The organism is Nonomuraea sp. MG754425 (assembly GCF_021699195.1).
In the GTDB taxonomy this organism is placed as follows: Bacteria; Actinomycetota; Actinomycetes; order Streptosporangiales; family Streptosporangiaceae; genus Nonomuraea.
In genome coordinates this window covers 18,959-44,272 of sequence record NZ_SSXE01000087.1, presented here as the reverse complement: position 1 = coordinate 44,272, position 25,314 = coordinate 18,959, and the positions used below count along the sequence as shown (strand labels likewise).

The following is a 25,314-nucleotide window of genomic DNA, read 5'->3' as shown; positions in this document are numbered from 1 at the left end:
CCTGTGATGGGTGAGAATGAAGTGTGAGCGAACAGCACCTTTCGGCGGAGGCGGCCCGATGAGCCGCACCAGGGCCCGCGTCTCCGCTCCCGATCAGGCCTGTGTCGCCGCGGTCGATCTGGCCCGCGCCGCGGCCGAGGAGCTCGCGCGTCCGGGTGGGCCCGGCGAGCACCTCGGTTTCGAGAGCGAAGGCGACCGGATCGTCACCCACTACTTCACCTGCCAGGATCGGGCCTATCGCGGCTGGCGCTGGGCCGTCACCGTGACGCGCGCCTCGCGCGCGAAGAAGGTCACGGTCAGCGAGGCGGTCCTGCTACCCGGCTCCGGTGCGCTGCTGGCGCCCGAGTGGCTGCCGTGGAGCGAGCGGCTGCGCCCCGGCGACCTGGGCGTGGGCGACCTGCTGCCGACCGCGGAAGATGACGACAGGCTCGCGCCGGGTTTCACCGAGACCGACGACGACGCCGACCATCAGGCGGTTTTCGAGTACGGCCTGGGCCGAGCCCGTGTGCTCTCGGTCATTGGCAAGGACCGAGCGGCCAGACGCTGGCACTCGGGCGAGCACGGGCCACATACGCCGATCGCACACGCCGCTCCCGCGCAATGTTCCACCTGCGGCTTTTACTGGCTGCTGGCGGGGGGCTTGCGGCAGATGTTCGGGGTCTGCACTAACGAGTACGCCCCCGACGACGGCAAGGTCGTCGCCGCCGACCACGGCTGCGGCGCCCATTCCGAGGCCGCCGTGCAGCCGCCGCCCGTCGAGCAGGCCATCCCGATCCTCGACGATCTCGGATACGACCTGATGGAGGAGGAGGCGGGTTCGGTCGACGAATCGGCCTCCGAAGAGCTCGGCCATTCCTGAACGTGAGTGTCGGTGCGGGCCGCTACCCTACGGTGGCCCCCTAACTCTCCAATCAGGATCGTGATCGATGAGCGACACCTACGGCACTGACCGGATGCGAGCGGCCGTCCTGTCGGCTTGGACGGCCTCACCCGCCCGGTTCCGCGAAGACGCCAACGCGGAGGAGGACTTCGCGCTCGGCGGCTACCGCGATCGGCTGATCGTCGAGCTGGCCCAGAACGCCGCCGACGCGGCGCTGCGGGCGGGCGTGCCGGGGGTGCTGCGGCTGACGTTGCGCGGCGACGTGCTGACGGCCGCCAACACCGGCGCCGCGCTCGACGCCACCGGCGTGGAGAGCCTGTCCACGTTGCGTGCCTCGGGCAAGCGCGACGAGGCGGGCGCGGCGGGCCGGTTCGGGGTCGGGTTCGCGGCGGTGGTGTCGGTCTGCGACGCGCCGGCCATCGGCTCGCGCGGGGCGGGCGCGGTGCGCTGGTCCCGTACCGAGACGGCGGCGCTCGTCGCCGAGATCCCCGCGCTCGCGGGCGAGCTGACCGAGCGCGGCGGGCACGTGCCGCTGCTGCGGCTGCCCTTCGACGAGCCGCCCCTGATCGACATCCCCGACGGGTTCGACACCATCGTCCGGCTGCCGCTGCGCGACCAGGCCGCCGTGGAGGCCGTGCGCCGCATGCTGGCCGAGGCCGGGCCCGCGCTGCTGCTCGGCATGCCGGCGCTGGAGAGCATCGAGATCGACGTCGAGGGCGCCACCCGCGCGGTCGTCGCCGACGGCTGGCACGTGGTGTCGGAGTCCGGCGAGTTCACGCCCGAGCAGGTGGCCGGGCTCTTCGCCGACCGGCCGACCGAGGAGCGCGCCCGGCCCTTCTGGTCGCTGCGCTGGGCGGTGCCCGTCACCGGCACCGGCGAACCCGGCCCGCTGCCCGCCACCGTGCCGCCCGTGGTGCACGCCCCGACGCCCAGCGACGAGCCCATCGACCTGCCCGCGCTGCTGATCGCCTCGTTCCCGATGGCCACCGACCGGCGTCATGTGGCCAAGGGGCCGCTGGCCGACTTCCTGGTCGAGCGGGTCGCCGACGCCTACGTGCGGCTGCTGCGCGAGCTGCCCCGCACCTCCAGGCTGCTCGATCTGGTGCCCTCCCTCATGGGCAAGGGCGAACTCGACGCTCGCGTGCGCCGGGCCGTGCTGGCGCGGCTGCCCGTCACGCCGCTGCTGCCCGCGCTGTCGGCGCCCGCCCCGGCGGTGCAGACGCCGTCGTTCGCCGACTCGAAGGTCTACGAGCCCGACGCGGAGTGGCAGGTCGAGCAGCCCGCGCCCGAGCCCGACGGCGGCGGCTGGGTGGTGACGGGGCAGGAGGCGGCCGTGGTGGCCGCCGCCTCGGCCGAGTTGCTCGCCACCGTCGCCGAGTTCGTCCCCGGGCTGCTGCCCGCGGGCTGGCCCGCCCGCCATCCGGCCATGGCCGCGCTCGGGGTACGCCGGGTGGAACTGTCCGACATCGTCGATCTGCTGTCCGGCGAGGCCGTGGAGGCGCGCGAGCCGTCGTGGTGGCGCTCGCTCTACGGCGTGCTGCCGGCCGACGACCCCGAGTCGCTGGGCGCGCTGCCGGTGCCGCTGGCCGACGGCCGCCTGGTGCGCGGGCCGCGCGGCACGCTCATCCTGGCCGACGGGGGCGCCGAGCTCGACCTGACGCCGCTCGGGCTGCGCATCGTGCACCCGGAGGCGGCCCACCCGGCGCTGCTGCGGCTGGGCGCCGCCGAGGCCACGCCCCGCACGGTGCTCGACGATCCGCTGACCAAGGCCGCCGTCGCGCAGTCGCTCGACAGCCCCGACGCCGAGCCGGTGGCGCGGGCCGTGCTGTCGCTGGTGGAGGCGTCCGGGCTGGCGCCGGGTGAGGCGCCCTGGCTGGCCGAGCTGGCGCTGCGCGGCGCCGACGGCGAGCTCTACCCGGCCGGTGAGCTGATGCTCGCCGACGGGGCGCTGGCCGCGGTCCTGGAGTCCGACACGCATCTCGGGGTGGCCGCCGCCGAGCTGGAGCAGACCTACGGCCCGCGGGTGCTGGCGGCGGCGGGGGTGCTCGACGGGTTCGCCGTGGTGCACGAGCCCGACGTGCTGCTCGACCCCGACGACTGCGACCACGACCTCGACGGCGAGGCCGACTGGCTCGACCACGTGCTCGACCTGCTGCCCGAGCTCGACGTGCCGCCGCTGGTGCCCGAGTTCCTCGCGGTGCGCGACCTGGAACTGGTGGCCGACTGGCCGGCCGCCCTGGAGCTGCTGACCACGCCGCCGCTGCGGGCCTGCCTGCACCCGCTGCGCGTCGAGGGCGTGGAGGTGCCGTCCTACACGGCGTGGTGGCTGGCCAACCGTCCGGTGCTGGGCGGGCGCAAGCCGCTGGAGCTGCGACTGCCCGGGGCCGACCCGCTGCTGCAGGGCCTGTACGCCGACGCCCCCGCCGGGCTCGACGAGGCGGCGCTGTCGATGCTCGGCGTCCGTACGACGCTGGCCGAGCTGCTGGCCTCGCACGGCGGGCCGGAGGAGCTGCTCGACCTGATGGCCGACGAGTCGATCGAGGTCGACCGGGCCCAGTTGCGCGCCCTGTGGATCGCGCTGGCCGCCGTCGATCCGGCCCGGGTCGCGCCGCCGTCCAGGGTGCGGGCGGTGCTCGGCGGGTCGATCGTGGTGGCCGCGGCCGACGACGTCGTGGTGGTGGAGGCGCCCGACCTGCTGCAGCTCGTCACCGACCGGCCGCTGGTGCTGGCCCCGTACGATCTGGCCGAGGCGCTGTCGGAGCTGCTCGACCTGCCGCTGGCCGGCGAGCTCACCTCGGGCGCGGTCACCTCGGAAGGGGCCGGGCGGGAGGTGCCCGCCGCGGTGCGCTCGCTGCTGCCGACCGCTCCCTCGACGTACGTCGAGCACGAGAAGCTGCTGGTGGACGATGTGGAGTGCGCCTGGCGGTTCTTCGAGGGCTCCGTGCACTGCACCGGCGTCGACGGGCTGGCCAGAGGGCTGGCGTGGGCCACCGGCCAGTGGAACGACCGGCTCGCGGTGGCCGCCCTGCTGCGCGACCCGGAGGCGGTGCCGCTGCTGCTGGCCGAGGCCGACCTGTCCTGAGCACGCGCCCGGGGAGGCGCCCCCGCAGGCCCTCCCCGGTGTCCGTCGTTCAGGCGGCGCAGGTGCTGCCCGCGCCCGGCACCTTGCCGTCGATCAGGTACGCGTCCACGGTCCGGGTGAGGCAGCCGTTGCCGGTCAGGTAGGCCCCGTGCCCCTCGCCCTCGTAGGTGACCAGGACGCCCGTCCTGAGCTGCTTCGTCAGGGTCGTGGACCATTGGTACGGCGTGGCCGGGTCGCCCTTGCCGCCGACGACCACGATCGGGGCCGAGCCGGTGGCGTCGATGCGCTTGGCGGCGTCGTCGCCCGGCACCGGCCAGTGCATGCACGTCCCGGTGGCCGCGTCGTCGTACGACAGGATCGGGAAGATCTTCTTGATCCGCTCGTTGACCTGTTCGAGCTGCGCGGCGGTCGGGCGCTCGGAGGTGTCCGCGCACATGATCGCCGTGTGGCTGGTCATCATCGTGCTGTACGTGCCGTCGGGGCGGCGTCCGGTGTAGGAGTCGGCCAGGGCGAGCAGGATGGTCGCGTTGCCCTTGAGCGCGGCGGCGGTCGCCTGCTCCAGCACCGGCCAGCTCTGCTTGGCGTACAGGGGGGTGATGACCGCGAGCTGCCCCAGCTCGTAGGTCAGCTCCCGGTCGCCGACCTTGATCGGCTCGGTCTTGAGGCCCTCGACGAAGTCCTCGACCGTGCGCCTGACGGTGGCGGGGTCGGCGCCCAGCTCGCAGCTCTGCGCCACGCAGTCCTCGGCGAACGCGTCGAACGCGCGGGCGAAGCCCGTCGACTGGGTGACCGCCTGCTCCTCGAAGGTGACCTGGGGGTCGTAGGCGCCGTCCAGGACGAAGCGGCCGACGTTCTTGGGGTAGTGGGTGGCGTAGACCGCGCCGAGGTGGGTGCCGTACGAGAAGCCGAAGTAGTTGAGCTGTTCGTCGCCGAACGCGGCCCGCAGGAGGTCGAGGTCCTTGGCGGCGCTGACGGTGCCGACGTGCGGCAGCACCTTGGCGGAGTGCTGCCGGCAGGCGGCGGCGAAGTCCTTGGCCAGCGTGTCCAGGTCGGCGTCCTGGCCGGGGGCGAAGAGCGCGTCGAGCCCGTCGCCGCACCTGACGCCGGAGCTGCGCTCGACGCCGCGCGGGTCGAAGCTGACCAGGTCGTAGCGGGTGCCGAGGTTGGTGAACGCGGCGGCGGCCGCGGCCAGCGTGTCCACGCCCGACCCGCCGGGGCCGCCGAAGTTGAACACGAGCGAGCCGAGCCGGTCGCCGGTGGCCTTGATCCGGATGAGCGCGAGGTCGATCTGCTCGCCGCCGGGCGCGGCGTGGTCGAGGGGGACGGGAAGCTTGCCGCATTCGATGCCGGGTCCGGGGGTGAGCGGCTTGCCGTCGGGGCCGATCAGGTCGGTGCACGCGCTCCAGGCCACCGTGCCCGTGCCGGTTCCCGGGTTCGTGGTGCTCTTGTCGGCCGGGGCCGGGGTGCCGCAGGCGGTGAGGGCCGCGACGCCCAGGAGGAAGAGTGCGATGGGCTTCTTCATGCGAACAAGCATGGGTTGACGGGCATGTGTTGATGTAGTGGGCAGAAACACCACTTGGGGATGACTTCGGGGAACGTCCGGAGATGACTTCGGGGAATGCCCGGGGATGACGAATGTCAACCGTCCCCGGCGGCCGGAGCGGGTGGTCCGGGGATCGCGTGGTGGGAATGAAGAAGAGGTCCGGGGGCCGGACCTCTTCAGGGGTGGTGCCGGGTCAGAAGTCGAATTCTCTCTCCTTCACCCCCTGGGTGAACGCCGTCCACACCGATGCGCTCACCACGAAGGGCAGCCGGTCAGGTCGCTCGGTGTCCCGGATGCCGACCCGGCCGCCGGACAGGGGGGCGATCTCAAGGCAGTTGCCGTTGTCGCCGGAGAACGAGGACTTACGCCACGTGGCGGCGGTGAGCTCTGCGTTCAGCTCCAGTTCCATTCCTGGTCCAACCTTTCGTTAATCTTGCGGATCGAAACACTTTGGGGGAGAGCTTCGGAGCGGCACGTCTGGTAGCGGCGAACGAGGGTTTCGATCTCTGATTCGCCGCCCCATACCTTCCCGGCAACCGGGCTGTCTATGTAAGCCGCGGTGGGTCCGGTGGCCGAATGCGCGATCAGGCATCCGCCCAGCAAGCCGGCGGTCACCTGGGCGCTGAAGGGAAGGATCTGGATGGTGATGGGGTGGCGGGCCACCTCGATCAGGAACGCGAGCTGGTCGCGGGTGACACTCTCGCCGCCGATCGGACGGTGCAGGATCGACTCGTCCAGCACCGCGTACAGGGTGGGCGGGCTGGCTCTGCGGAAGATCTCCTTGCGTGCCATCCGATCCCGGACCGCCGTCTCGATCTCCTCCCCGGTGACGCCGGGTTTGCCCGCCACGATGGCCCGCGTGTAGTCGGGCGTCTGGAGGAGCCCGGGGACCATGGTCGGTTCCCACGTCCACAGCTCGCGTGCGCCGGCTTCGATCTCCAGCCACGGGACGAGGGTCTTGAAGATGGTCGGCGAACTCCGCCTTGACCCGCCGTTCCGCGCGCTCGAACATGCCGATGGCATTCGGGTGATAGCCCGATTTCTGCCCTAATTGTGCCTGGGTGAGCCCGGCGTTTTCGCGGGCCATGCGTAGTTCGTAGCCGAATCTGGCTGCCGCGCCGGCCTCGGGGTCGAGCTGTTTGGGTGCAGGCAAGCGCCCTCCCGAACTGGTGTCACGACTATCCCACGTTCATCTCACATGATGGGCGTTGATTTCGTGTGACACAAGTACGTGCGTGATGGGCTCGGTGAAATTGATTGGTGTCACGCTGGCCAATAACGCGGGCTCTGATGCCACAGGGAGGCCACTATTATGTGTGACATCACAACAAAGGCGGATGTGTCGGCCTGGAATGCCGCGATTCTCGTTCGCGGTCTCCTCGCCCCGCGGAAGGCGAGGCAGGCCGTCAGGTCGTGGCTCGGTGCGGAGCATCCCCTGCGTGCGGACGTCGAGCAGGTCGTGGCCGAGTTGGTGAACAACAGCGTGGTCCATGTGCCGGTCACGCGGGAGGGCGACTGGGTCAGGGTGCGGCTCGGCTTCGGGGACCGTTTCGTCCGGGTGGATGTGGTCGATCCGGGAATGGAGACGGCCGATGAGAATTTCATTCCGCGCCGGCCGGAGACCGCCGAGGAGAACGGCCGTGGCCTGTATATCGCGGCGGCGGTTTCGGAGCGGTTGGGAAGCTTTGTCGATGAGCGGGGCTATCGCCACGTCTGGTGTGATTTCGCGCTGCCTGAACCTTCATGAAGGGCGGACGGCGAAAAGGCGGGCACTTTCCGGGTGCCCGCCCATCGATTCGGTGACGCCGCCGACCAATGACTCATGCCACGGCGAGCGCCACCGGCTTCTTCTCCAGCCGCGAGCTGATCAGCCGGGTCAGCAGCACGGCCAGCCCCGTGCCGACCAGGACCAGCGCGCCCGACAGGATGACTCCCGTCCGGGGCCCGCCCCACTCCGACAGCCACCCGATCAGCGGCGCCCCCAGCGGTGCGCCGCCGGTGAAGACGAGCATGTAGATGCCCATGACCCGGCCGCGCATCTCGGGTGAGGTGGCGAGCTGGACGCTGGCGTTGGCGGCGGTGTTGATGGTGATCAGCGCGATCCCGGTGGGGATCAGCAGCAGCAGGTAGGCGGGGTAGAACGGGGCCACTCCGGTCGCGATCTGGAACAGCCCGAACCCGATCGCACCCGCGAAGAGCACCCGGCGCGACAGCCGGGCCCGGCGGGCGGCGAGCAGCGCCCCGCCGAGTGCCCCCACCGCGAACATGCTGGACGCCAGCCCGAACGAGGACGCCCCCGCCCCGAACGTCTCGCGCGCCATGAGCGCGATCGACATCGAGAACGACTGCGAGAACATCGACACGAAGGCGATCAGCAGCACCGGCATGAGCAGTTCCTCGTGCCGGAGCACGTACCGGAGCCCCTCGCGGAGCTGGCCCTTGGCCCTGGGGACGGGGACGGACAGGTTCAGCTCGGACTTGCGCATGAAGACCAGGCTGGAGATCACGCCGCCGAAGGTCAGCGCGTTGACCAGGAAGATCGGCCCCGTGCCGCCCAGCACGTAGATCAGCACTCCGGCGAGCGCCGGGCCGACCACGCGGGCCAGGTTGAAGATGGAGCTGTTCAGCGCGATCGCGTTCGTCAGGTCGGAACGGCCGACCATCTCGACCACGAACGCCTGCCGCGTCGGCACCTCCACGCAGGCGATGAGGCCGAGCAGGAACGCCATCACGTACACGTGCCACACCTGGGCGGTGCCCGTCATCGTGAGCAGGCCGATGGAGAGCGCGAGCCCTGCCATGAGGAGCTGGGAGGCGATGAGGATCGGCCGCTTGGGGTAGCGGTCGGCGAGCACGCCGCCGAACATGCCGAACAGCAGCATCGGCAGGAACTGCAGCGCGGTGGCCGTGCCGAGCGCCGCCGCGCTGCCGTGCGCGTTGCCCGGGCCGGCGGTCAGGTCGAGCACCAGCCAGTCCTGGGCGGTGCGCTGCAGCCAGGTGCCGACGTTGGAGACGGCGCCGCCCGCCGCGAACATGCGATAGTTGCGAACCCTGAGTGACCGGAACATCCCGGTCCTGGGTTCTTCAGGCTCTATATCTTGCTGAGCTTCTCCAGGATCGGCGCCGCCTGCCTGAGGATCGACCTCTCCTCCGGAGACAGTTCCTTCAGCCGCTGCGTCAGCCACGCCTCCTTGCGGCGTCGTTCCTCCTTCAGCAGCTTCTCGGCGTCCTCGGTCACCGAGACGGTCACCTGACGCCGGTCGGTCGGATGCGGGGTGCGGGCGACCAGGCCGCGCTCCTCGAGGGCGGCGATCACGCGCGTCATCGAGGGTGGCTGAACCTTCTCGAGCTCGGCCAATTCGCCGGGGGTTATCCCGGAATGCCGTTCCACCGCGGCGAGCGTCGCGAACTGGGTGGGAGTCAGAGAGTGGGCTGCCGCCTGCCGTCGAAGGCGTCGGTTCAGCCTTGTTAGGGACACGCGGAGGGCTGATGCCAGACCTGCGTCGCTGCGCAGGTCCATCTTGGGCTGGGTTTTGGTTAGCATGAGTCATTACCTTTGCTAACTATACGGCAAAGCAAGATATTTCCCCACATAGGTTTCCGTCTCACCCCTTGATACCCCGAAGCCGCCCCGCGTGCGCGGAGCGGCTCCGGAGGTGTTGACGGTAGCGTGCGGGGCTCAGATCCCGAACAGCGCCCGGATCGGCCCGATCGCGAAGTAGAGCGCGAACAGCGCGGCCACGGTCCACAGCAGCGGATGGATCTCGCGCGTCTTGCCGCGCACCACCTTGACCAGCACGTAGCTGATGAAGCCGGCGCCGATGCCGTTCGAGATCGAGTAGGTGAACGGCATGATCACGATGGTCAGGAACGCCGGGATGGCGATCTCGAAGTCGTTCCAGTCGATGTCCCGGATCGCGGTCATCATCATGAAGCCCACCAGGACCAGCGCGGGCGCGGCGGCCTCGTACGGCACGACGGTGACCAGCGGCGCGAAGAAGATCGCCACCAGGAACAGCAACCCGGTGACCACGCTGGCGAGGCCAGTGCGAGCGCCCTCGCCGACGCCGGCGGCCGACTCGATGTAGGTGGTGTTCGACGAGACCGAGCCCGCGCCGCCGACCGCCGCGCCGATCGAGTCGACGAGCAGGATCTCCTTGGTACGCGGCAGCGTCCCGTCCTCCTGTACCAGGTTCGCCTGACGGCCGACGCCCACCATCGTGCCCATGGTGTCGAAGAAGTCGGTGATGAGCAGGGTGAACACGAACAGCGCCGCCAGCAGCACGTCCACCCGGACGAACCCGCCGAACGGGTCGAACTCGGTGAACAGCGTGAGCGGGTTGTGGAAGCCGAAGACCTGGTCGGGCACGACGGGCTGGTTGAGCTGCCAGCCGCCCGGGTTCTCCGGCGAGAAGGCGCCCGCCTTGGCGATCATCTCGACCACGATGGCCAGAATCGTGGTGCCGGCGATGCCGATGAGGATGGCGCCCTTGACCTTCCGCGCCACCATCGCCGCCGTGGCCAGCAGGCCGACGATGAAGACGAAGATCGGCCACGACGTCAGGCTGCCGCCGATGCCCAGTTCCAGGGGCGTGCCCGCGGCCTTGCGCACGAAGCCCGCGTCCACGAACCCGATCAGCGCGATGAACAGTCCGATGCCCACGCTGATCGCGGTCTTGAGCTGGGCCGGGATGGCGTGGAAGACCGCCGTCCGCAGCCCGGTCAGCACCAGGACGGCGATGATGACGCCTTCGAGGAAGACCAGGCCCATCGCCTCCTCCCAGGTCATCACCGTGGCGATCTGGAAGGTGACGAAGGCGTTCAGGCCGAGCCCGGCCGCCATCGCGAAGGGCACCCGGCCGACGACGCCCATGACGATCGTCAGCACGCCCGCCACGAACGCCGTGCCGGCGGCGACGAGCGCCACGGGGGCGGTCGCGGAGTCGGCGATGAACTCGCCGTCCACGTCCTTGCCGGTGGCGATGATCAAGGGGTTCAGCACGACGATGTACGCCATGGTGAAGAAGGTCGCGATGCCGCCCCGTACCTCACGGGAGAGGGTCGAGCCTCGTGCGGAGATTGCGAAGAAACGGTCTATCGCATTACGTGTGTCACTCACGACGCGAACAGTGACAGTCGTGGTGAACTGCGAAAAGAGCCAGTGATGAGATCGAGACCCGATTGGAAGCTAGGCTGGATGCGTGAAGCAGCAGTGGCATCCCGACCCGGAGCCCATCAAGACCAACGACACCGCCGCCATCGCCGTCGGCACGGGCCTCTGGGCGGTCGCGCTGGTCGTCCTGCTGATCTTCCCGCCGTCTCCCGGCAACTCGTGGTGGCTCTGGACCTGCGTGACCGGGGTGGTCTTCGGGTTCTGCGGCATCTGGTTCGTCCGGCGGCCCGGTCGGGGCTGAGGCCGCGCTCCGGCATTCTCCGGCAAGATCGTGGGGCATGAGGCTTTTCACGGCGTTGGTGCCGCCTGATGAGGTGCTCGACGAGATCGCCCGCGCCATCGCGCCCTACGTCGGGCAGGTGCCGGGGTTGCGCTGGCCCGACCGCGAGACCTGGCACATCACGCTCGGCTTCTTCGGCGAGGTGCCCGAGCGAGTGCTGCCCGAACTGGAGACGCGCGTGGCCCGCGCCGTGGGCCGGCACTCCGCGCTCGACCTGGCCTTCTCCGGCTTCGGCGGCTTCTCCTCCGCGGGGCGGGCCCGGATCTTCTGGGCGGGCGTCACCGGCGACTCCATGACCAGGCTCGCCGACTCCGTCCGGGCGGGCGCTCGCCGGGCGGGGGCGACGGAGACGGACGACAAACGTTTCCACCCCCACCTCACGCTGGCCAGGAGCAAGCGGGAGACCGACCTGCGACCGCTGATCGAGGCGTTGTCGGGGTTCAGCGGCTCGCCGTGGCGGGCGGAGAGCGTACGGCTCGTACGCAGCCACGCCGGGCCGCCGGTGAGGTACGAGTCACTCGCCGAATGGGCGCTGGCACCCGCCGGGCGGAGTTAGGCTCCAGGTCGTGGACCGTCCTCGCTCCTGGTTGCTGCCCATCGTGCTCGGCCTGCTCCTGCTGATCGTGATCATCGGCGCGCTGCTGACCTGACGCCGCGTCGAAACCGATCGCACACGGAAAGACGCCCGCCGGAACTGATCGCGGCGGGCGTCCGGGAAGTTCCGGCCCGGGTTACCAGGCGTAGTCCTCCGGGGCCGTGCGGTGGCCGGGGAAGATCTCGTCGAGGCGGGCCAGCGCGGCCTCGTCGAGGTCGATCTCCAGGGCGCGCAGGCTGCCTTCGAGCTGCTGCAGCGTACGCGGGCCGATGATCGGCGCCACCACCGCGCGCTGCTTGAGCAGCCAGGCCAGCGCCACGTCGGCCGGGTCCTCGCCCAGCTCGTCGCAGAACTTCTCGTACTGCTCGATCTTGTCGCGGTGCCGGTCGAGCTGCTTGAGCATGTGCTCGCCGCCCGAGCGGCCCTTGTCGACCTTGCGCAGGACGCCGCCGAGCAGGCCGCCGGCCAGCGGGCTCCACGGGATGACGCCGAGGCCGTAGTCCTCGGCCGCGGGCAGCACCTCCAGCTCGGGCGCGCGGGTGAGCAGGTTGTAGTGCGTCTGCTCGCTGACCAGCCCCAGGGACCCCCGGCGGGCGGCGGTCTCCTGCGCCTTGGCGATGTGCCAGCCGGCGAAGTTGGACGAGCCCACGTAGAGGATCTTGCCCTGCTGCCGCAGGACCTCCATGGCCTCCCAGAACTCGTCGAAGGGGGTCTCCCTGTGGACGTGGTGGGCCTGGTAGACGTCGATGTAGTCGGTCTGCAGGCGCTTGAGCGAGGCGTCGCAGGCCCGGCGGATGTTGAGCGCCGACAGCCCGCGCTCGTTGGGCCACTCGCCCATGTCGCCGTAGACCTTGGTGGCGATGACCGTCTTCTCGCGACGTCCTCCGCCCTGGGCGAACCACCGGCCGAGGATGCTCTCGGTGATGCCCGCGCCCTTCTGCCCGCCATAGACGTTCGCCGTGTCGAAGAAGTTCAGCCCCAGCCCGTGAGCCCGGTCCATGATCGCGAAGGAGTCTTCCTCCGAGGTGCGCGGGCCGAAGTTCATGGTGCCGAGGCAGAGCGGGCTCACCAGCAGGCCGCTGCGTCCGAGGTTGACGTAGTCCATGAGACACCACCCTAAGCACCTGGAGTGCGCTCCAGGCCATAGACTCGGCCCATGATCTCAGAGGAAGCGCGGCTGACCTCGACAGATCTCCTCTTCTCATGATCGCGTTACTGCGCGCGGCCGTGCCGATCTTCCTGGCGATGGTCGCCGGAACGGCCGGTTCGCTGATCGTCACGTCGGTGCTGGGCAAGCACGACACGGTCACGCTGGCGGCGTTCGCCGTGGTCAGTTCCGTGCTCGGCGCCGCTGCCGCCGCCGTGCAGGGGGCGTTGCGCGGGCTGGGGCCGTTCGTGGCGCCGTACCGGGACGATCCCGCGGCGGCCGTGCCGATCGTGCGGGACGCGCGCTGGCTCAGCATGGCCACGGGCACGCTGGGGGCCGCCGCGCTGCTCTGCGTGCCGCTGCTGGCCGGGGCCACCGGGGTGCCGGACGAGGTGGTGCGCGAGATGGGGCCGATGCCCTGGTTCCTGGCGGCGTACCTGCTGGTCTTCGCCTCCACCGGGGGCGCGAGCACCATCCTGGTGGCGCTCGGGCGCAGCCGCGACGTGCTCTGGCCGACCCTGGTCTTCGGGATCGGGGTGGGCGGCCTGTCCGCCCTGCTGGTGCCGCGGCTCGGGCTCACCGGCGTCGGTGTCGCCTGGGTGCTCTCCGGCGTGGCGGCGGCGGTGGTGGCCGCGATCAGCCTGCGCCGCGCGCTGGGCCGGCCCATCGGGCAGAGACGGCCGAGGCCGGCCGAGATCGTGAAGCTGGCGAGGGTGAGCATCCCGCTGGCCGGGACCGTGCTGATCAAGTTCGGCGTGCTGGGAGTGGTGACCTTCGCCGCGAGCGTCACGGGCGCCCGCGACACCGCCGCCCACGCGGTGCTGAGCACGCTCACCGGCCTGATCATGCTGGCCTCGCTGTCCGTCGCGCAGGCCGCGGTGCCCGAGGTGGCCCGCGCGCCCGACCCGGCGGGGGCGCGGCGGGCCCATCGCGGCGCGGCGCTGCTCGCCGTCACGGGGACGCTCGTGGTGGCCGGACTGCTGCTCGGGTTCGGGGACAGGCTGCTGGCGCTGTTCAGCGACGACGCCGCCGTCCGGGAGCGGGTGCTCGGGCTGCTGCCGCTGATGCTGCTCGCCTCGGCGCTGGACGCGGCCCAGGCGGTGCAGGGCACCGGCCTGACCGCGCTCAAGCGGTCGGCGGCCAGCCTGAGCTACTTCGCCGTCGGGTACGGCCTGCTGGTCGCGGCGGCCGTGCCCGTCGCCGGGGCCTGGGGGATCGACGGCCTGTGGACGGCCATGGCACTGGCCAACGGGCTCCTGGTGGTGCTGCAGGGCACCGGTTTCCACCGGCACAGCGCCAAGGTGGGCCAGGGCGACGCCGAGGCGCGGTGAACCCGTCCGCGTTCCCCGGTGGGGCATGATGGCTGACGTGGGGGACTTCGTGATCAGGATGCTCGTCGTCGTGGCCGCCGTGTGCCTGCCGCCCGCCGCGCCGGCCTTCGCGGCCCCGGACGACGACGGCCCGCGCAAGCTGTTCACCTTCAGGGACGAGCGGATCACGGAGTCGAGCGGGCTTGCCGTCTCGCCGACGCACGAGAACGTCTACTACACCCACAACGACAGCGCGGCGGCCCCGACGTTCTACGCGGTGGACGGCCAGGGGCGCACGCGGGCCACGTACCAGGTGCGCGGCGCGGAGGCGCGCGACTGGGAGGCCATGGCGGCCGGCAAGGACCCGGCCACCGGGCGCGGGGTGCTGTGGTTCGCCGACATCGGCGACAACCTCGACGGAGCCTGGCCCGACATCTCGGTCTACAAGGTGATGGAGCCGCGCACGCTCGCCGACGCCACGGTGCCCGCCACCCGCTACCGCTTCCGGTACGAGGACGGCGGGCGCAACGCCGAGGGCCTCATGGTCCACCCGAAGACGGGCCGGCTGTACATCGTGTCGAAGGAGTTCGCCGGCTCGGTGTACCAGGCGCCGAAGAAGCTGCGTACCGACCGGGTGAACGTGCTGCGCAAGATCGCCGGCGCGCCCATCATGGCCACGGACGCCGCCTACGCCCCCGACGGCTCGTCGTACGTCGTCCGCACGTACTTCTCCGCGACGATCTTCAACCCCGAGGGGGAGACGATCAGCCGGGTGACGATGCCGGAGTTGAAGCAGGCGGAGTCGATCGCGTACACGCCGGACGGCAGGTACCTGCTCACCGGCAGCGAGGGGGTCGACAGCCCCGTCTACCGGGTGCCGGTTCCCGACGCGGCGCGGCCGTCCCCCACGCCGAGCCCGTCCAGGGCCGAGGAGCCGGACACCGGCGACGCCGGGGAGAGCGACGATCCGGCGACGGCGGCGCGCGCCGCCGAGAGCGCGGGCACCGGGCTGACGCTCGGCAACGTGCTGATCTGGCTGGCCGCCGCGGCGGCGGCGATCGGCGTGATCACCTTCCTGGCCCGCCGTACCCGCTGATCGAGGTTTCGCGCGCTCAGGAGCCGCGGCGCATGGTGGCGGTGAAGATGTCGCCCCGCAGGGCGCGTTCGACCACCTCGACCGAGCGTGACAGCCGGACGAGCCGCGGCCCCTCCTGCCGGTAGGCGTCGAGGACCGCCTCGATGGCGTGCGGCTGCAGGTGGCCCTTCAGATCGACCGCGGCGGCGCGGTATCCGGCGCGGGCGGCCTCGATCGCCGACCCGACGTGCAGGCGGGCCATCGCGGCCAGCGCCACGGGATGCCGCCTGAGCACCTCGTACGCCCGGTAGTCCGGCGGCACGGCGTCGAGCAGCCAGGCCACGGCGGAGGTCTCCCAGTCGGGCACGCTGGGGGGCCGGACCTCCGCCGGCCATTCCGGTGGGACGTACATACCGGCATCGTACTCATGTTCGATTCGCGGAGATATGGCGGGGATGGCGGGTTGTGCGGAGAATCATCGTGTGACGGAGAAGATCGGAGTCGTCGGCGCCGGCATCGTCGGGCTGGCGGTGGCGCGCGAACTGGCCACCGCCCGGGGGGCCGAGGTGACCGTGCTGGAGAAGGAGGGGCGCGTCGGCGCCCACCAGACCGGGCACAACAGCGGCGTCGTGCACGCGGGGATCTACTACCCGCCGGGTTCGCTCAAGGCCAGGCTGTGCCGGGAGGGCGTGGCGCTGCTCAAGGAGTACTGCGCCGCGCACGGGCTGCCGTACGACGAGGTCGGCAAGCTGGTCGTGGCCGCGCGCCATGCCGAGCGCCCGCGGCTGGCCGCGTTGGCCGAGCGGGCGCGCGCCAACGGCGTGCCGGGCCTGACCGAGCTGGACGCGCTCGGCCTGCGCGAGATCGAGCCGCACGCGGTCGGCGTGGCCGCCCTGCACTCGCCGCACACCGCGATCTGCGACTTCCCGGCCGTCACGCGCCGGCTCGCGCTGGACGTGGCCGAGCTGGGCGGCACGGTCCGGCTCGATCACCGGGTCAGGGCGATCAGGGAGCGGGCGGGGCGGGTCGAGGTGCTGGCGGGCGGGCGCGGGTTCGCCTTCGACCGGCTGGTGGTGTGCGCCGGGCTCGGCTCCGACGCGGCGGCCAGGATGACCGGGGCGGGCGGCGACGTGCGGATCGTGCCGTTCAGGGGCGAGTACTACGCACTCAGGGACGCGGCCCAGGGCCTGGTGCGGGGGCTCATCTACCCGGTGCCCGACCCGCGCTACCCGTTCCTGGGGGTGCACCTGACGCGGCGGATCGGCGGGGGCGTGCTGGTGGGGCCGAACGCGGTGCTCGCCACCGCGTACGAGGGCTACCGGTGGTCGGACGTCCGCGATCTCGGGCGAATTCTCACCTGGCCGGGAACGCTGCGCATGGCCAGGACGCACTGGCGTACCGGGATCAAGGAGGTCTACGGCTCGGTGGCCAAGGGCGCCTTCCTGCGGGCCGCCCGCCGGTACGTGCCCGAGCTCACCGCCGGCGACCTGGAAAGAGCTCCCGGCGGCGTGCGCGCGCAGGCGGTCGCGCGGGACGGCGGCCTCGTGGACGACTTCGTGGTGGACGTACGCGGGAACGTGGTTCTCGTGCGTAACGCCCCGTCACCCGCCGCCACCTCAAGCCTGGCCATTGCCCGACATATCGCCGGAATTGTCCCAGCACTCGTCCGATGAGGGCATCCTTGGAGGTGATGGAATCACGCCTGCTGATAGTCGAGGACGATCCGAACATCCTCGAACTCCTCGCCGCAAGCCTGAGGTTTGCGGGTTTCGACGTGACCACGGCGAAGAGCGGCCTCGACGCCGTCGCCGCCGTGCAACGACACCGCCCTGACCTCGTCGTGCTCGACGTCATGCTGCCCGACCTGGACGGTTTCGAGATCGTCAAGCGGTTGCGCGGCGGCGGGCTGCACACCCCGGTGGTGTTCCTGACCGCCCGCGACGAGACCGAGGACAAGATCCGCGGGCTCACGCTCGGCGGCGACGACTACGTGACCAAGCCGTTCAGCCTGGAGGAGGTGGTCGCCAGGATCCACGCCGTGCTCCGCCGCACGGCCGGGGAAGCGCAGGCGGCCCCGCCGAGGCTGACGTTCGCCGACATCGAGCTGGACGAGGAGAGCCACGAGGTGTGGCGCGGCGGCAACGCGGTGGCGCTGTCGCCGACCGAGTTCAAGCTGCTGCGCTACTTCATGACGAACTCCGGGCGCGTGCTGTCCAAGCCGCAGATCCTCGACCACGTGTGGGACTACGACTTCCGCGGCGAGGTGGGCATCGTCGAGTCGTACGTGTCCGTGCTCCGCCGGAAGATCGACAACCGGAGCCCGCGGCTCATCCACACCCTGCGGGGCGTCGGATACGTCCTGCGGCTGCCACCGAGCCCCTGATGCCCCTGCTGCGCGGCCTGCCGTTGAGGGTCAAGCTGATCGCGTCGATGCTGGCGCTGCTCGGCTTCGGCATGTTCTTCATCGGCCTGGTGAGCGTCTCGGTGCTGCACGGCTACCTCATCGACCGTGTGGACAGCCAGTTGCACCTGCTCAGCGCGCGCATGGACAAGAAGGTCAAGGTCGACTGGCGCAAGGACAGGGAGACCGCCGAGCACCCGATCCTCATCGAGTCCGACGCCATCGCCATGGTCAGGGAGCGCGGCGGCACGTACATGCCGATGCTCACCGACCGGGACGTCGACATGAAGCCGAAGCCCGTCCTGCCGAACTCGCCCGGCCACGAGCCCTACACGGCCCCGGCCGTCAGCGGCGACGGCGAGTGGCGGGTGCTGGGCAGCGAGACCCAGTGGCGCACGCTCGTGGTCGCGGTCAGCCTGGAGGAGGTGAACGCGATCACCACCCGGCTCGCGCTCATCGAACTGCTCGGCGGCGGCGGCATCCTGCTCATCCTGGCCGTGGCCGGGGTCACGATCGTCCGGCACAGCATGCGGCCCCTGAGCGAGATCGAGCGCACGGCCGAGGCCATCGCCGGGGGCGAACTGCACCGCCGGGTGCCGGACGGCGACCCGCGCACCGAGGTCGGCGGCCTGGCCCGATCGCTGAACGGGATGCTGGCCCAGATCGAGAGCGCGTTCGCCGCCAGGTCGGCGTCCGAGGCGGCGGCCCGCCGCTCCGAGGACCGCATGCGGCAGTTCGTCGGCGACGCCTCGCACGAGCTGCGCACCCCGCTCACCTCCATCCGCGGCTTCGCCGAGTACTCCAGGCAGGACCGCGACGCCGACCCCGCCGAGCTGATGCAGCGCGTGGAGAAGGCCGCCGGCCGGATGAGCGTGCTGGTGGACGACCTGCTGCTGCTGGCCAGGGTGGACCAGCAGCGTCCGCTGAAGATGCAGCCCGTGGACATGCTCGCGCTGGCCGCCGACGCCGTGCAGGACGCCCGCATCATCGCCCCCGACCGGCTGATCAAGCTGGACGTGGTCGGCGGCGCGGCCCTGATCGTCTCCGGTGACGAGGTACGCCTGCGCCAGGTCGTCAGCAACCTCGTCACCAACGCCATCGTGCACACCGAGCCCGGCTCCCCGATCATCGTCCGGGCCGGGGCGGCCGGCGGCAAGCTGTTCATCGAGGTCGTGGACAACGGCCCGGGGCTCGGCCCCGAGCAGCTCGAACACGTCTTCGAGCGCTTCTACCGGGCCGACTCCGCCAGGTCGCGCCGCCGCGCGGCCGAGGACCGCGGCAGCGGCCTGGGCCTGGCCATCGTGCAGGCGCTCGTGCGGGCCCACGACGGCACCGTCACCGTGGACAGCTCCCCGGAGTCGGGCTCCACCTTCCGCGTCGAACTCCCACTCGCCTTGGAGTGAGCCTTCAGCTAACCCTCAGGTCGTTTTGTCACTCTAAGTAGGTGACGAAACCCGAGGCGCTGATCATGGTGGTGGACGACGAACCCAGTATCAGGGACCTGCTCTCCGCCAGCCTGCGCTTCTCCGGGTTCGAGGTGCTGACCGCCGCCGACGGCGAGGAGGCCGTGGAGGTGGCCGTCCGGACCTCGCCGGACCTGGTGGTGCTCGACGTGATGCTGCCCGACCTCGACGGGTTCGAGGTCGCCAGGCGCATCGACGCGCCCGTGCTGTTCCTGACCGCCCGCGACGCCACCGAGGACAAGATCGCCGGGCTGCGGGTGGGCGACGACTACGTGACCAAGCCGTTCAGCCTGGAGGAGGTGCAGGCCAGGATCCGGGCGGTGCTGCGGCGCACCCGGGGCGAGGTCGCGCCCGCCAGCAAGCTGAAGGTCGCCGACCTGGAGCTGGACGAGGAGGCGCGCGAGGTGTGGCGCGGCGGACGGCAGGTACGGCTGTCGCCCACCGAGTTCAAACTGCTGCACTACTTCATGGTCAACGCCGGCCGGGTGGTGTCCAAGGCGCAGATCCTCGATCACGTGTGGAACTACGACTTCGGCGGCGACGCGGGCGTGGTCGAGTCGTACGTCTCCTACCTGCGGCGCAAGGTCGACGACGTCGAGCCGCGGCTCATCCACACGCTGCGCAGCGTCGGCTACGTGCTCCGCGAGCCCCCCACGTCCGGCTGACCCTCGACGTACGGTCCGGACACGGCGGACGACCGGGAACGCGGGTCAGTCCCGGAGCGGCGGCGCAAAGAACGTTAGCGTGGTCCCATGGACCTGCTGGGCGCGCTGGAGTCGCTGCGTCGGCCACTCGACAGGGAACTGTTCCCGCTGACGGTCGGCGAGACCGAGGCCGACCGGCGCGCCCTGCGCGAGCTGACCGGCCAGCTCGACGACTACCTGCTGCCCCGCCTGCGCGCCATCGACGCCCCGCTGCTCGCCGTCGTCGGCGGCTCCACGGGGGCGGGCAAGTCCACGCTGGTCAACTCCCTGGTCGGCGCCGACGTGGCCGAGCCGGGCGTGCTGCGCCCCACCACCCTCGTGCCCACGCTCGTGGTCAGCCCCGACGACCGCTCCTGGTTCATGGGCCAGAACGTGCTGCCCGGCCTGTCCCGCGCCACCGGCGCGGGCCCCGGAGCGCTGCGCCTCGTGACCTCCCCGGCGCTGGGCGCAGGCCTGGCGCTGCTCGACGCGCCCGACATCGACTCCGTCGTGACCGCCAACCGCGAACTGGCCGCCCAGCTCCTCGCCGCCGCCGACCTGTGGCTGTTCGTCACCACCGCCGCCCGGTACGCCGACGAGGTGCCGTGGAGCTTCCTGCGCTCGGCCCGCGAACGCAGCACCGCCCTGGCCGTCGTCCTCGACCGGGTGCCGCCGGAGGCCGTCGAGCCCGTCTCGCGCGACCTGGCCCGCCTGCTCACCGAGAACGGACTCGACGGCACCCGGCTGTTCACCGTCCCCGAGAGCGCGCTGCCCGACGAGAAGTCCCGGCTGCCCGCCGCGTCCGTCGCGGACATCTCCGCCTGGCTCGCCGGGCTGGCCGCCGACGCGGCCGAACGGGCGCGGGTCGTCCGCCAGACGCTGTCGGGGGCGCTCGACAGCCTGGCCACCCGCGTGCCGGCGCTGGCCACCGCCGTCGAACGCCAGCAGGCCGCCTTCGACGGCCTGCGCGCCATCGTCTCGGGCGCGTACGCGGGCGGGATGGCCGACTTCGACGAGGGCATGCGCGACGGCTCGCTGCTGCGCGGCGAGGTGCTGGCCCGCTGGCAGGACTTCATCGGCACCGGCGACCTCATGCGCTCCCTGGAGAGCCGGGTCGGCCGGATCCGCGACCGCGTCGTCGGCTTCTTCACCGGACGGGTGCCGGAGGCCCAGCTCCGTGACGCCCTGGAGAGCGGCGTCGAGGCGCTGATCAGGGGAGCCGCCGACGGGTCCGCCGAACGGGCCCTGGAGGGCTGGTCGGCCGCTCCCGGCGGGCCCGGCCTCCTCGAACGGATCGGCCCCGTCGAGTCCGCCCGCCTCGGCCGCGCCTCCGCCGGCCTGTCCAAGCGGGCCGAGGCGGTGGTGCGGGGGTGGCAGGAGTACGTGCTCGATCTCGTCCGCGCGGAGGGGGCCGAGCGGCGCACCACCGCCAGGCTGGCCTCCTTCGGGGTGAACGGGGCCGGGCTGCTGCTCATGCTGGCCGTGTTCGCGTCCACGGGCGGGCTGACGGGCATCGAGGTGGGCATCGCGGGCGGGACGAGCGTGCTGTCGCAGAAGCTGCTGGAGGCCGTGTTCGGGGACCAGGCGGTGCGGACGCTGACCGTGCGCGCCAGGGAGGACCTGCGGGAACGGGTGCGGGAGCTGCTGGACGAGGAGGCGGCGCGGTTCACGGAGCGGCTGGAGCCGGTGGAGCCGCCCCGGGGCACGGCGGACGCGCTGCGCGCGGCGGCCGGCCGCATCCGCGACCGCCGCGCCGAACTCCCGGCGTCCACGACGGCCGAACTGCCCGCACCGGACGGCACACGAACGGCTGAGTCGCCCGCGCCTGGGGACGCGGCGGCGGGTGAGGGCGATGTTGCGGGTGAGGGTGCCGTGGCGGGCGGGTCGCCGGCGGCGGAGACGGGCGAGCCGCCGGCGGGTGGGCCGGCCGCGCCCGATCGCACGCGGACGGCCGAGTACCCGGTGCCGGAGGACCCCGGGCCGGATGGGCCGCCCTCGCCGAGGGCCGGGGACGCGCCGGAGGAGAGGCCGTGAGGTTGCTGCGCCGTAAGGAGGGCCCGTCGCTGGACACCCGGCTGGCCGCGCTGCTGGAGGCGGCCACGCTGGGCGAGGGCCGGCTGTCCGGCCCGGCGGTGTCCGGCGCGCGTACGGTGGCCGAACGGGCGGGCGCGCGCCGCGACCTGTCCATCGACCACACCGTGGCGGCGCTGGCCGGAGCCACGGGCAGCGGCAAGTCCTCCGTGTACAACGCGCTGGCCGGACAGGCCCTGGCGGACGTGGGCGTCACCCGTCCGACGACCTCGACCGCCCAGGCCGCGCTGTGGGACGGCGCCGGCGCGGGCCCGCTGCTGGACTGGCTGGACGTCCCGCACCGCCACTCCGCCGCCGAGGACCCCGCGCTGTCCGGGCTCGTCCTGCTCGACCTGCCCGACCACGACTCCATCCGGCTGTCCCACCGCCTGGAGGTGGACCGGCTGGTGGAGCAGGTCGATCTGCTGGTGTGGGTGGTGGACCCCCAGAAGTACGCCGACGCCGCCCTCCACGAGCGTTACCTACGCCCCCTGGCCAGGCACCGTGACGTGATGGTCGTGCTGCTCAACCAGGTGGACCGGCTGCCCGCTGACGCGGTGGACCGCTGCCTGCACGATCTGCGGCGGCTGCTCGAACACGACGGCCTGCCCGGCGTCCCCGTGTTCGCCGTCTCGGCCCGTACGGGGCAGGGCATGGACGGGCTGCGTTCGCTGCTCGCGGACCGGGTCTCGCGGCGCAGGTCCTGGTCGGCGCGCCTGTCGGCGGACATCGCCACCGCCGCCGACCACCTCGCCACCGCCGGTTCGGCGACGGTCGCGGCCGACGGTCTTCCCGCACCGCACGGGGAGGAGGGCGACCTCGCGGCCGGTGGCGCGCTGGCGCTCGGGCGCGGCGAGGCCGACGGCGAGGACGGCTCGGAGGCGGCGTCCGGCGGCGGGGCGGCATCCGGGGGCGGTGTGGCGCCCGGTGGCGTGGCCAAGCGCGTGTCCGGGGCCGAGCGGGCGCTCACCGGGGCGTTGTGCGCGGCGGCCGGGGTGCCGCTGGTCGTGGCGGCCGTGGCCAAGGGACACCGGCATCGGGCCGTCGTCGCCACCGGATGGCCGGTCACGCGGTGGGTCAGGAAGTTCCGCCCCGACCCGCTGCGCCGCCTGCGCATCGGCGGCGCTCCCCGGGACGGGCGGGCGGACGCGCAGATCGTCGGGCGCACCTCCGTGCCCGCGGCGTCCGCCGTGCAGCGGGCGCAGGTCGAGACCGCGATCCGGGACGTCGGCGAGGTGGCCGCCGCCGGGCTGCCCGGACCGTGGGCGGCGGCGGTACGGCACGCGGCCAGGTCACACGCCCAGGACCTCACGGACGCGGTGGACCGGGCGGTGGCCACGACCTCGGCCGCCGGCGCGCGACGGCCCCGGTGGTGGCGGGCCGTCAACGTGCTGCAGTGGCTGGTGTTCGCGACCATGCTGGCCGGGGCCCTGTGGCTGGGCGTGCTGTTCGGGATGGACTACCTGCGCCTGCCCCAGCCGCCGCTCCCGACCGCCGGCGTGGTGCCGTGGCCGACGGTGCTGCTGGCGGGCGGGGCGCTGGCGGGTGTGCTGATCGCGCTGCTGTCCAGGCTGGCGGCCTGGGCCGGCGGCAGGCGCCGGGCCCGCCGTACGGGCAAGGCGCTGCGCGCGTCCGTCGGCCAGGTCGGCCGGCACCTGGTGCTGGAGCCCGTCGAGGCGGAACTGGACACCTACGCCCGCTTCACCGAGGCCGTGGACCTGGCCCGCGCCCCCGTCTGACCGGCCACGCGTCCGCTTGACCGAGACCGTGGGCCTGGTCCGTGTCCCGCACCTGGCCGGGCGTGATCAGTTCCGGGCGAGGGCGTCCAGTTCGTCGGCCCGCCGCAGGTCCTTGGGACGTCCCACGGCGCGGCGCATCCGGATCAGGTCCGCGCGGGAGACGTAGTGCACCTCCAGGCCGTCCGGGCCGGTCGTGGTGAGCGCGCGGTCGAGGAACTCCCGGACCCGCAGGTCGCCCCAGGGGAGCGCCGGGGTGCAGCAGTCGCCGCCGGCTCCGGGCGAGGTGAACTCCACCTTGGGCCGGCGGAAGGCGTCGGGGCGGGTCGCCAACGGGTTGCCGTCGTCGTCGAGGAGCCGGGCGCCGGCGGAGGCGAAGGCGTCCGCCAGGGCGGGAGCGGTCGCGGGGGTGCCGTCCCAGAGCAGGTCCAGGTCGGCGGTCAGTTCGGTGGAGCCGTGCATGATGCCGGCCACCTGCCCGATCACCACGGCCCGGACGCCGTGGCGGTGCAGCGCTTCGAGCAGCGGGAACGGGTCGAACCCCAGCGCTCCGTCGGTGCCGATCGTGCCGACGTCGTCGTCGGCGTCCTGGACGCCCAGGCCGGTGCGCGCCCGTCGCAGGGCCAGTTCGCGGGTGCGCCGGGCGGCGGCGCGGAGCCGTTCGAGAGGTTCGTCGATCATCTGGCTCACTCAACACCGGACGCGCTCACGACGCACCCGGATTTCCGCGCCTCCGGGTCAGGATCGTCGCCAGCCCGGCCCCCACCAGGGCGAACGTGGCGGCGGCCAGGAAGGGGGCCCCTTGGCCGAACCGCTCACCGGCCAGCCCGGCCACCGCCGACCCCGCCGCGCCGCCCATCCCGAGCGCCGTGGAGACCCAGCCGAACGCCTCGGCCTGGGCGGCCGGCGCGTACTCGTCCACGAGTAAGGACGACGTCGTCAGCGCCGGGTTGAGCGCCAGGCCCACGGTGAACAGCACCGCCCCGAACAGCGGCAGCGGCCCGACCAGGGCCAGCGGCGTCAGCGCCGTCCCGAGCAGCAGCATCAGCAGCGCCAGCCGCACCGGGACGCGGGAGCCCCAGGAGCGGGCCCCGTAGGCGGCGGCCCCGGTGATCCCGCCCACCGACAGCGCCGCCACCAGCAGCCCCGTGGCGGCGGGCACGCCACGGGCGGAGGCCAGCGCGGGCACCCCGACCTGCAGCGCCCCGAAGACGCAGCCGTGCAGCAGCACCACGCTCAGCAGCACCGCCATCCGGCGATCGCCGAACACCCGCCCCCGCTCCCGCGTGGTCGCCCGCGCGCCCGCGCGCAGTGCCCTGGCGAAGGCGAGCGTCCCGGCCCCGGCCGCGACGGCGACCAGGCCGAGCGCCAGCGAGGACGAGGCCACCGCGATCAGCAGCCCGAACGCCAGCGGCCCCGCGAGCATGGCCAGCTCCTGCACCAGGTACACGAGGCTGTAGGCGGCGGTGCGCCGTCCATCGGCCACCCGGTGGCCCCATTCGAGGCGCATGCTGACCGACACCGGCGGCAAGCCGATGCCCGCCGCCCAGGCCAGCGCCGCCATCGGCCACTGCGGCCAGCCCGGCCTGGCGCAGCCGACCAGCGCCAGCAGCGCCGCCACGTGCAGGAACGCCGTGGCGGCGAGCACCGGCCCGGTCCCGTGCCGGTCCATGAGCCGCCCCTGCACGGGCCGTCCCATGCCCGCCCCGACGGAGAACGCCGCCGCCGTCACCCCCGCCAGGGCCAGCGAGCCGCTCGATCCCTGGACGACGAGCACGATCCCGATGGGGGCCACCTGCTGCGTGAGCTGGGCCAGGAAGCCGAACACGGCCTGCGCCGTCACGCCGGGCAGGAGGAGCAGCTCGCGGTACGACAT

Annotated in this window: 23 protein-coding genes and 1 pseudogene; 13 read left to right on the top strand and 11 right to left on the bottom strand. The window is 72.4% G+C overall.

The window, feature by feature from the left end; translation table 11 throughout:
- Nucleotides 1-58: 58 nt before the first annotated feature.
- Nucleotides 59-859: a DUF3027 domain-containing protein gene (locus FAF44_RS27890; RefSeq protein ID WP_237106251.1), complete on the top strand. Its 801-nt coding sequence runs from the start codon at nucleotides 59-61 to the stop codon at nucleotides 857-859.
- A gap of 67 nt (nucleotides 860-926) precedes the next feature.
- Nucleotides 927-3,962: a sacsin N-terminal ATP-binding-like domain-containing protein gene (locus FAF44_RS27885; RefSeq protein WP_237106250.1), complete on the top strand. Its 3,036-nt coding sequence runs from the start codon at nucleotides 927-929 to the stop codon at nucleotides 3,960-3,962.
- Nucleotides 3,963-4,011: 49 nt separating this feature from the next.
- On the opposite strand, the gene FAF44_RS27880 is transcribed toward FAF44_RS27885, so the two are convergent.
- From FAF44_RS27880 to FAF44_RS56450, 4 genes and pseudogenes are all read right to left on the bottom strand, one after another.
- The gene (locus FAF44_RS27880; protein ID WP_237106248.1) at nucleotides 4,012-5,484 is read right to left on the bottom strand and encodes an alpha/beta hydrolase; all 1,473 of its coding nucleotides are present in this window, start codon (nucleotides 5,482-5,484) and stop codon (nucleotides 4,012-4,014) included.
- Between the two features lie 214 nt (nucleotides 5,485-5,698).
- Nucleotides 5,699-5,914, bottom strand: coding sequence for a DUF397 domain-containing protein (locus FAF44_RS27875; protein WP_237106247.1), 216 nt, complete (start codon nucleotides 5,912-5,914; stop codon nucleotides 5,699-5,701).
- A complete protein-coding gene (locus tag FAF44_RS27870; RefSeq protein ID WP_272895106.1) occupies nucleotides 5,899-6,528 on the bottom strand; it encodes a DUF5753 domain-containing protein in 630 nt (209 codons plus the stop codon). The genes FAF44_RS27875 and FAF44_RS27870 overlap by 16 nt, the downstream gene beginning before the upstream one ends.
- Nucleotides 6,485-6,658, bottom strand: a pseudogene (locus FAF44_RS56450) (multiprotein-bridging factor 1 family protein); the annotation flags it as partial. The pseudogene FAF44_RS56450 and the gene FAF44_RS27870, both read right to left, overlap by 44 nt.
- Nucleotides 6,659-6,817: 159 nt before the next feature.
- On the opposite strand from FAF44_RS56450, the gene FAF44_RS27865 reads away from it, so the two are divergent.
- On the top strand, nucleotides 6,818-7,252 hold the full coding sequence (locus FAF44_RS27865) for an ATP-binding protein (protein WP_237106245.1): 435 nt from the start codon (nucleotides 6,818-6,820) through the stop codon (nucleotides 7,250-7,252).
- A 73-nt stretch (nucleotides 7,253-7,325) separates the two neighbouring features.
- Here FAF44_RS27865 and FAF44_RS27860 read toward each other — a convergent pair whose 3' ends face one another.
- The 3 genes from FAF44_RS27860 to FAF44_RS27850 all read right to left on the bottom strand — a co-directional run bounded on the left by FAF44_RS27860 (nucleotide 7,326) and on the right by FAF44_RS27850 (nucleotide 10,624).
- Nucleotides 7,326-8,573, bottom strand: a complete 1,248-nt coding sequence (locus FAF44_RS27860) for an MFS transporter (RefSeq protein WP_237106243.1) — start codon at nucleotides 8,571-8,573, stop codon at nucleotides 7,326-7,328.
- A 23-nt stretch (nucleotides 8,574-8,596) separates the two neighbouring features.
- Nucleotides 8,597-9,049: a MarR family winged helix-turn-helix transcriptional regulator gene (locus FAF44_RS27855; RefSeq protein WP_237106241.1), complete on the bottom strand. Its 453-nt coding sequence runs from the start codon at nucleotides 9,047-9,049 to the stop codon at nucleotides 8,597-8,599.
- Between the two features lie 135 nt (nucleotides 9,050-9,184).
- Entirely contained in the window at nucleotides 9,185-10,624 is a 1,440-nt protein-coding gene (locus FAF44_RS27850) for an NCS2 family permease (RefSeq protein ID WP_308193390.1), read from the bottom strand.
- Between the two features lie 82 nt (nucleotides 10,625-10,706).
- Between FAF44_RS27850 and FAF44_RS27845 the strand changes: the two genes are divergently transcribed.
- On the top strand, nucleotides 10,707-10,919 hold the full coding sequence (locus FAF44_RS27845; protein WP_237106239.1) for a DUF2530 domain-containing protein: 213 nt from the start codon (nucleotides 10,707-10,709) through the stop codon (nucleotides 10,917-10,919).
- A 37-nt stretch (nucleotides 10,920-10,956) separates the two neighbouring features.
- Nucleotides 10,957-11,514 (top strand): RNA 2',3'-cyclic phosphodiesterase, encoded by a 558-nt coding sequence (gene thpR / locus FAF44_RS27840; protein WP_237106237.1) that lies wholly within the window; start codon nucleotides 10,957-10,959, stop codon nucleotides 11,512-11,514.
- Nucleotides 11,515-11,689: 175 nt separating this feature from the next.
- Here thpR and FAF44_RS27835 read toward each other — a convergent pair whose 3' ends face one another.
- A complete protein-coding gene (locus FAF44_RS27835) occupies nucleotides 11,690-12,658 on the bottom strand; it encodes an aldo/keto reductase (protein WP_237106235.1) in 969 nt (322 codons plus the stop codon).
- 98 nt (nucleotides 12,659-12,756) lie between these two features.
- Between FAF44_RS27835 and FAF44_RS27830 the strand changes: the two genes are divergently transcribed.
- Entirely contained in the window at nucleotides 12,757-14,031 is a 1,275-nt protein-coding gene (locus tag FAF44_RS27830; protein ID WP_237106233.1) for an MATE family efflux transporter, read from the top strand.
- A 37-nt stretch (nucleotides 14,032-14,068) separates the two neighbouring features.
- Nucleotides 14,069-15,106 carry a hypothetical protein gene (locus FAF44_RS27825; protein WP_237106232.1) on the top strand — a complete coding sequence of 346 codons (1,038 nt, stop codon included), beginning with the start codon at nucleotides 14,069-14,071 and terminating at the stop codon, nucleotides 15,104-15,106.
- Between the two features lie 16 nt (nucleotides 15,107-15,122).
- Here the strand turns inward: FAF44_RS27825 and FAF44_RS27820 are convergent, their stop codons facing one another.
- Nucleotides 15,123-15,497: a hypothetical protein gene (locus FAF44_RS27820; RefSeq protein ID WP_237106231.1), complete on the bottom strand. Its 375-nt coding sequence runs from the start codon at nucleotides 15,495-15,497 to the stop codon at nucleotides 15,123-15,125.
- 43 nt (nucleotides 15,498-15,540) lie between these two features.
- Here FAF44_RS27820 and lhgO point away from each other — a divergent pair, with 43 nt between their 5' ends.
- The 6 genes from lhgO to FAF44_RS27790 all read left to right on the top strand — a co-directional run bounded on the left by lhgO (nucleotide 15,541) and on the right by FAF44_RS27790 (nucleotide 23,441).
- Nucleotides 15,541-16,758 carry an L-2-hydroxyglutarate oxidase gene (gene lhgO / locus FAF44_RS27815; RefSeq protein WP_237106273.1) on the top strand — a complete coding sequence of 406 codons (1,218 nt, stop codon included), beginning with the start codon at nucleotides 15,541-15,543 and terminating at the stop codon, nucleotides 16,756-16,758.
- Nucleotides 16,759-16,775: 17 nt separating this feature from the next.
- Nucleotides 16,776-17,468 carry a response regulator transcription factor gene (locus tag FAF44_RS27810; RefSeq protein ID WP_237106230.1) on the top strand — a complete coding sequence of 231 codons (693 nt, stop codon included), beginning with the start codon at nucleotides 16,776-16,778 and terminating at the stop codon, nucleotides 17,466-17,468.
- The gene (locus FAF44_RS27805; RefSeq protein WP_237106229.1) at nucleotides 17,468-18,889 is read left to right on the top strand and encodes a HAMP domain-containing sensor histidine kinase; all 1,422 of its coding nucleotides are present in this window, start codon (nucleotides 17,468-17,470) and stop codon (nucleotides 18,887-18,889) included. The genes FAF44_RS27810 and FAF44_RS27805 overlap by 1 nt, the downstream gene beginning before the upstream one ends.
- 65 nt (nucleotides 18,890-18,954) lie before the next feature.
- The gene (locus FAF44_RS27800) at nucleotides 18,955-19,614 is read left to right on the top strand and encodes a response regulator transcription factor (RefSeq protein ID WP_237106272.1); all 660 of its coding nucleotides are present in this window, start codon (nucleotides 18,955-18,957) and stop codon (nucleotides 19,612-19,614) included.
- Between the two features lie 87 nt (nucleotides 19,615-19,701).
- Nucleotides 19,702-21,666 carry a GTPase domain-containing protein gene (locus FAF44_RS27795; protein ID WP_237106228.1) on the top strand — a complete coding sequence of 655 codons (1,965 nt, stop codon included), beginning with the start codon at nucleotides 19,702-19,704 and terminating at the stop codon, nucleotides 21,664-21,666.
- Nucleotides 21,663-23,441, top strand: coding sequence for a GTPase (locus tag FAF44_RS27790; RefSeq protein WP_237106227.1), 1,779 nt, complete (start codon nucleotides 21,663-21,665; stop codon nucleotides 23,439-23,441). The genes FAF44_RS27795 and FAF44_RS27790 overlap by 4 nt, the downstream gene beginning before the upstream one ends.
- 66 nt (nucleotides 23,442-23,507) lie before the next feature.
- On the opposite strand, the gene FAF44_RS27785 is transcribed toward FAF44_RS27790, so the two are convergent.
- Nucleotides 23,508-24,119 carry a hypothetical protein gene (locus tag FAF44_RS27785; RefSeq protein ID WP_237106226.1) on the bottom strand — a complete coding sequence of 204 codons (612 nt, stop codon included), beginning with the start codon at nucleotides 24,117-24,119 and terminating at the stop codon, nucleotides 23,508-23,510.
- Nucleotides 24,120-24,144: 25 nt separating this feature from the next.
- The gene (locus tag FAF44_RS27780; protein ID WP_237106225.1) at nucleotides 24,145-25,314 is read right to left on the bottom strand and encodes an MFS transporter; all 1,170 of its coding nucleotides are present in this window, start codon (nucleotides 25,312-25,314) and stop codon (nucleotides 24,145-24,147) included.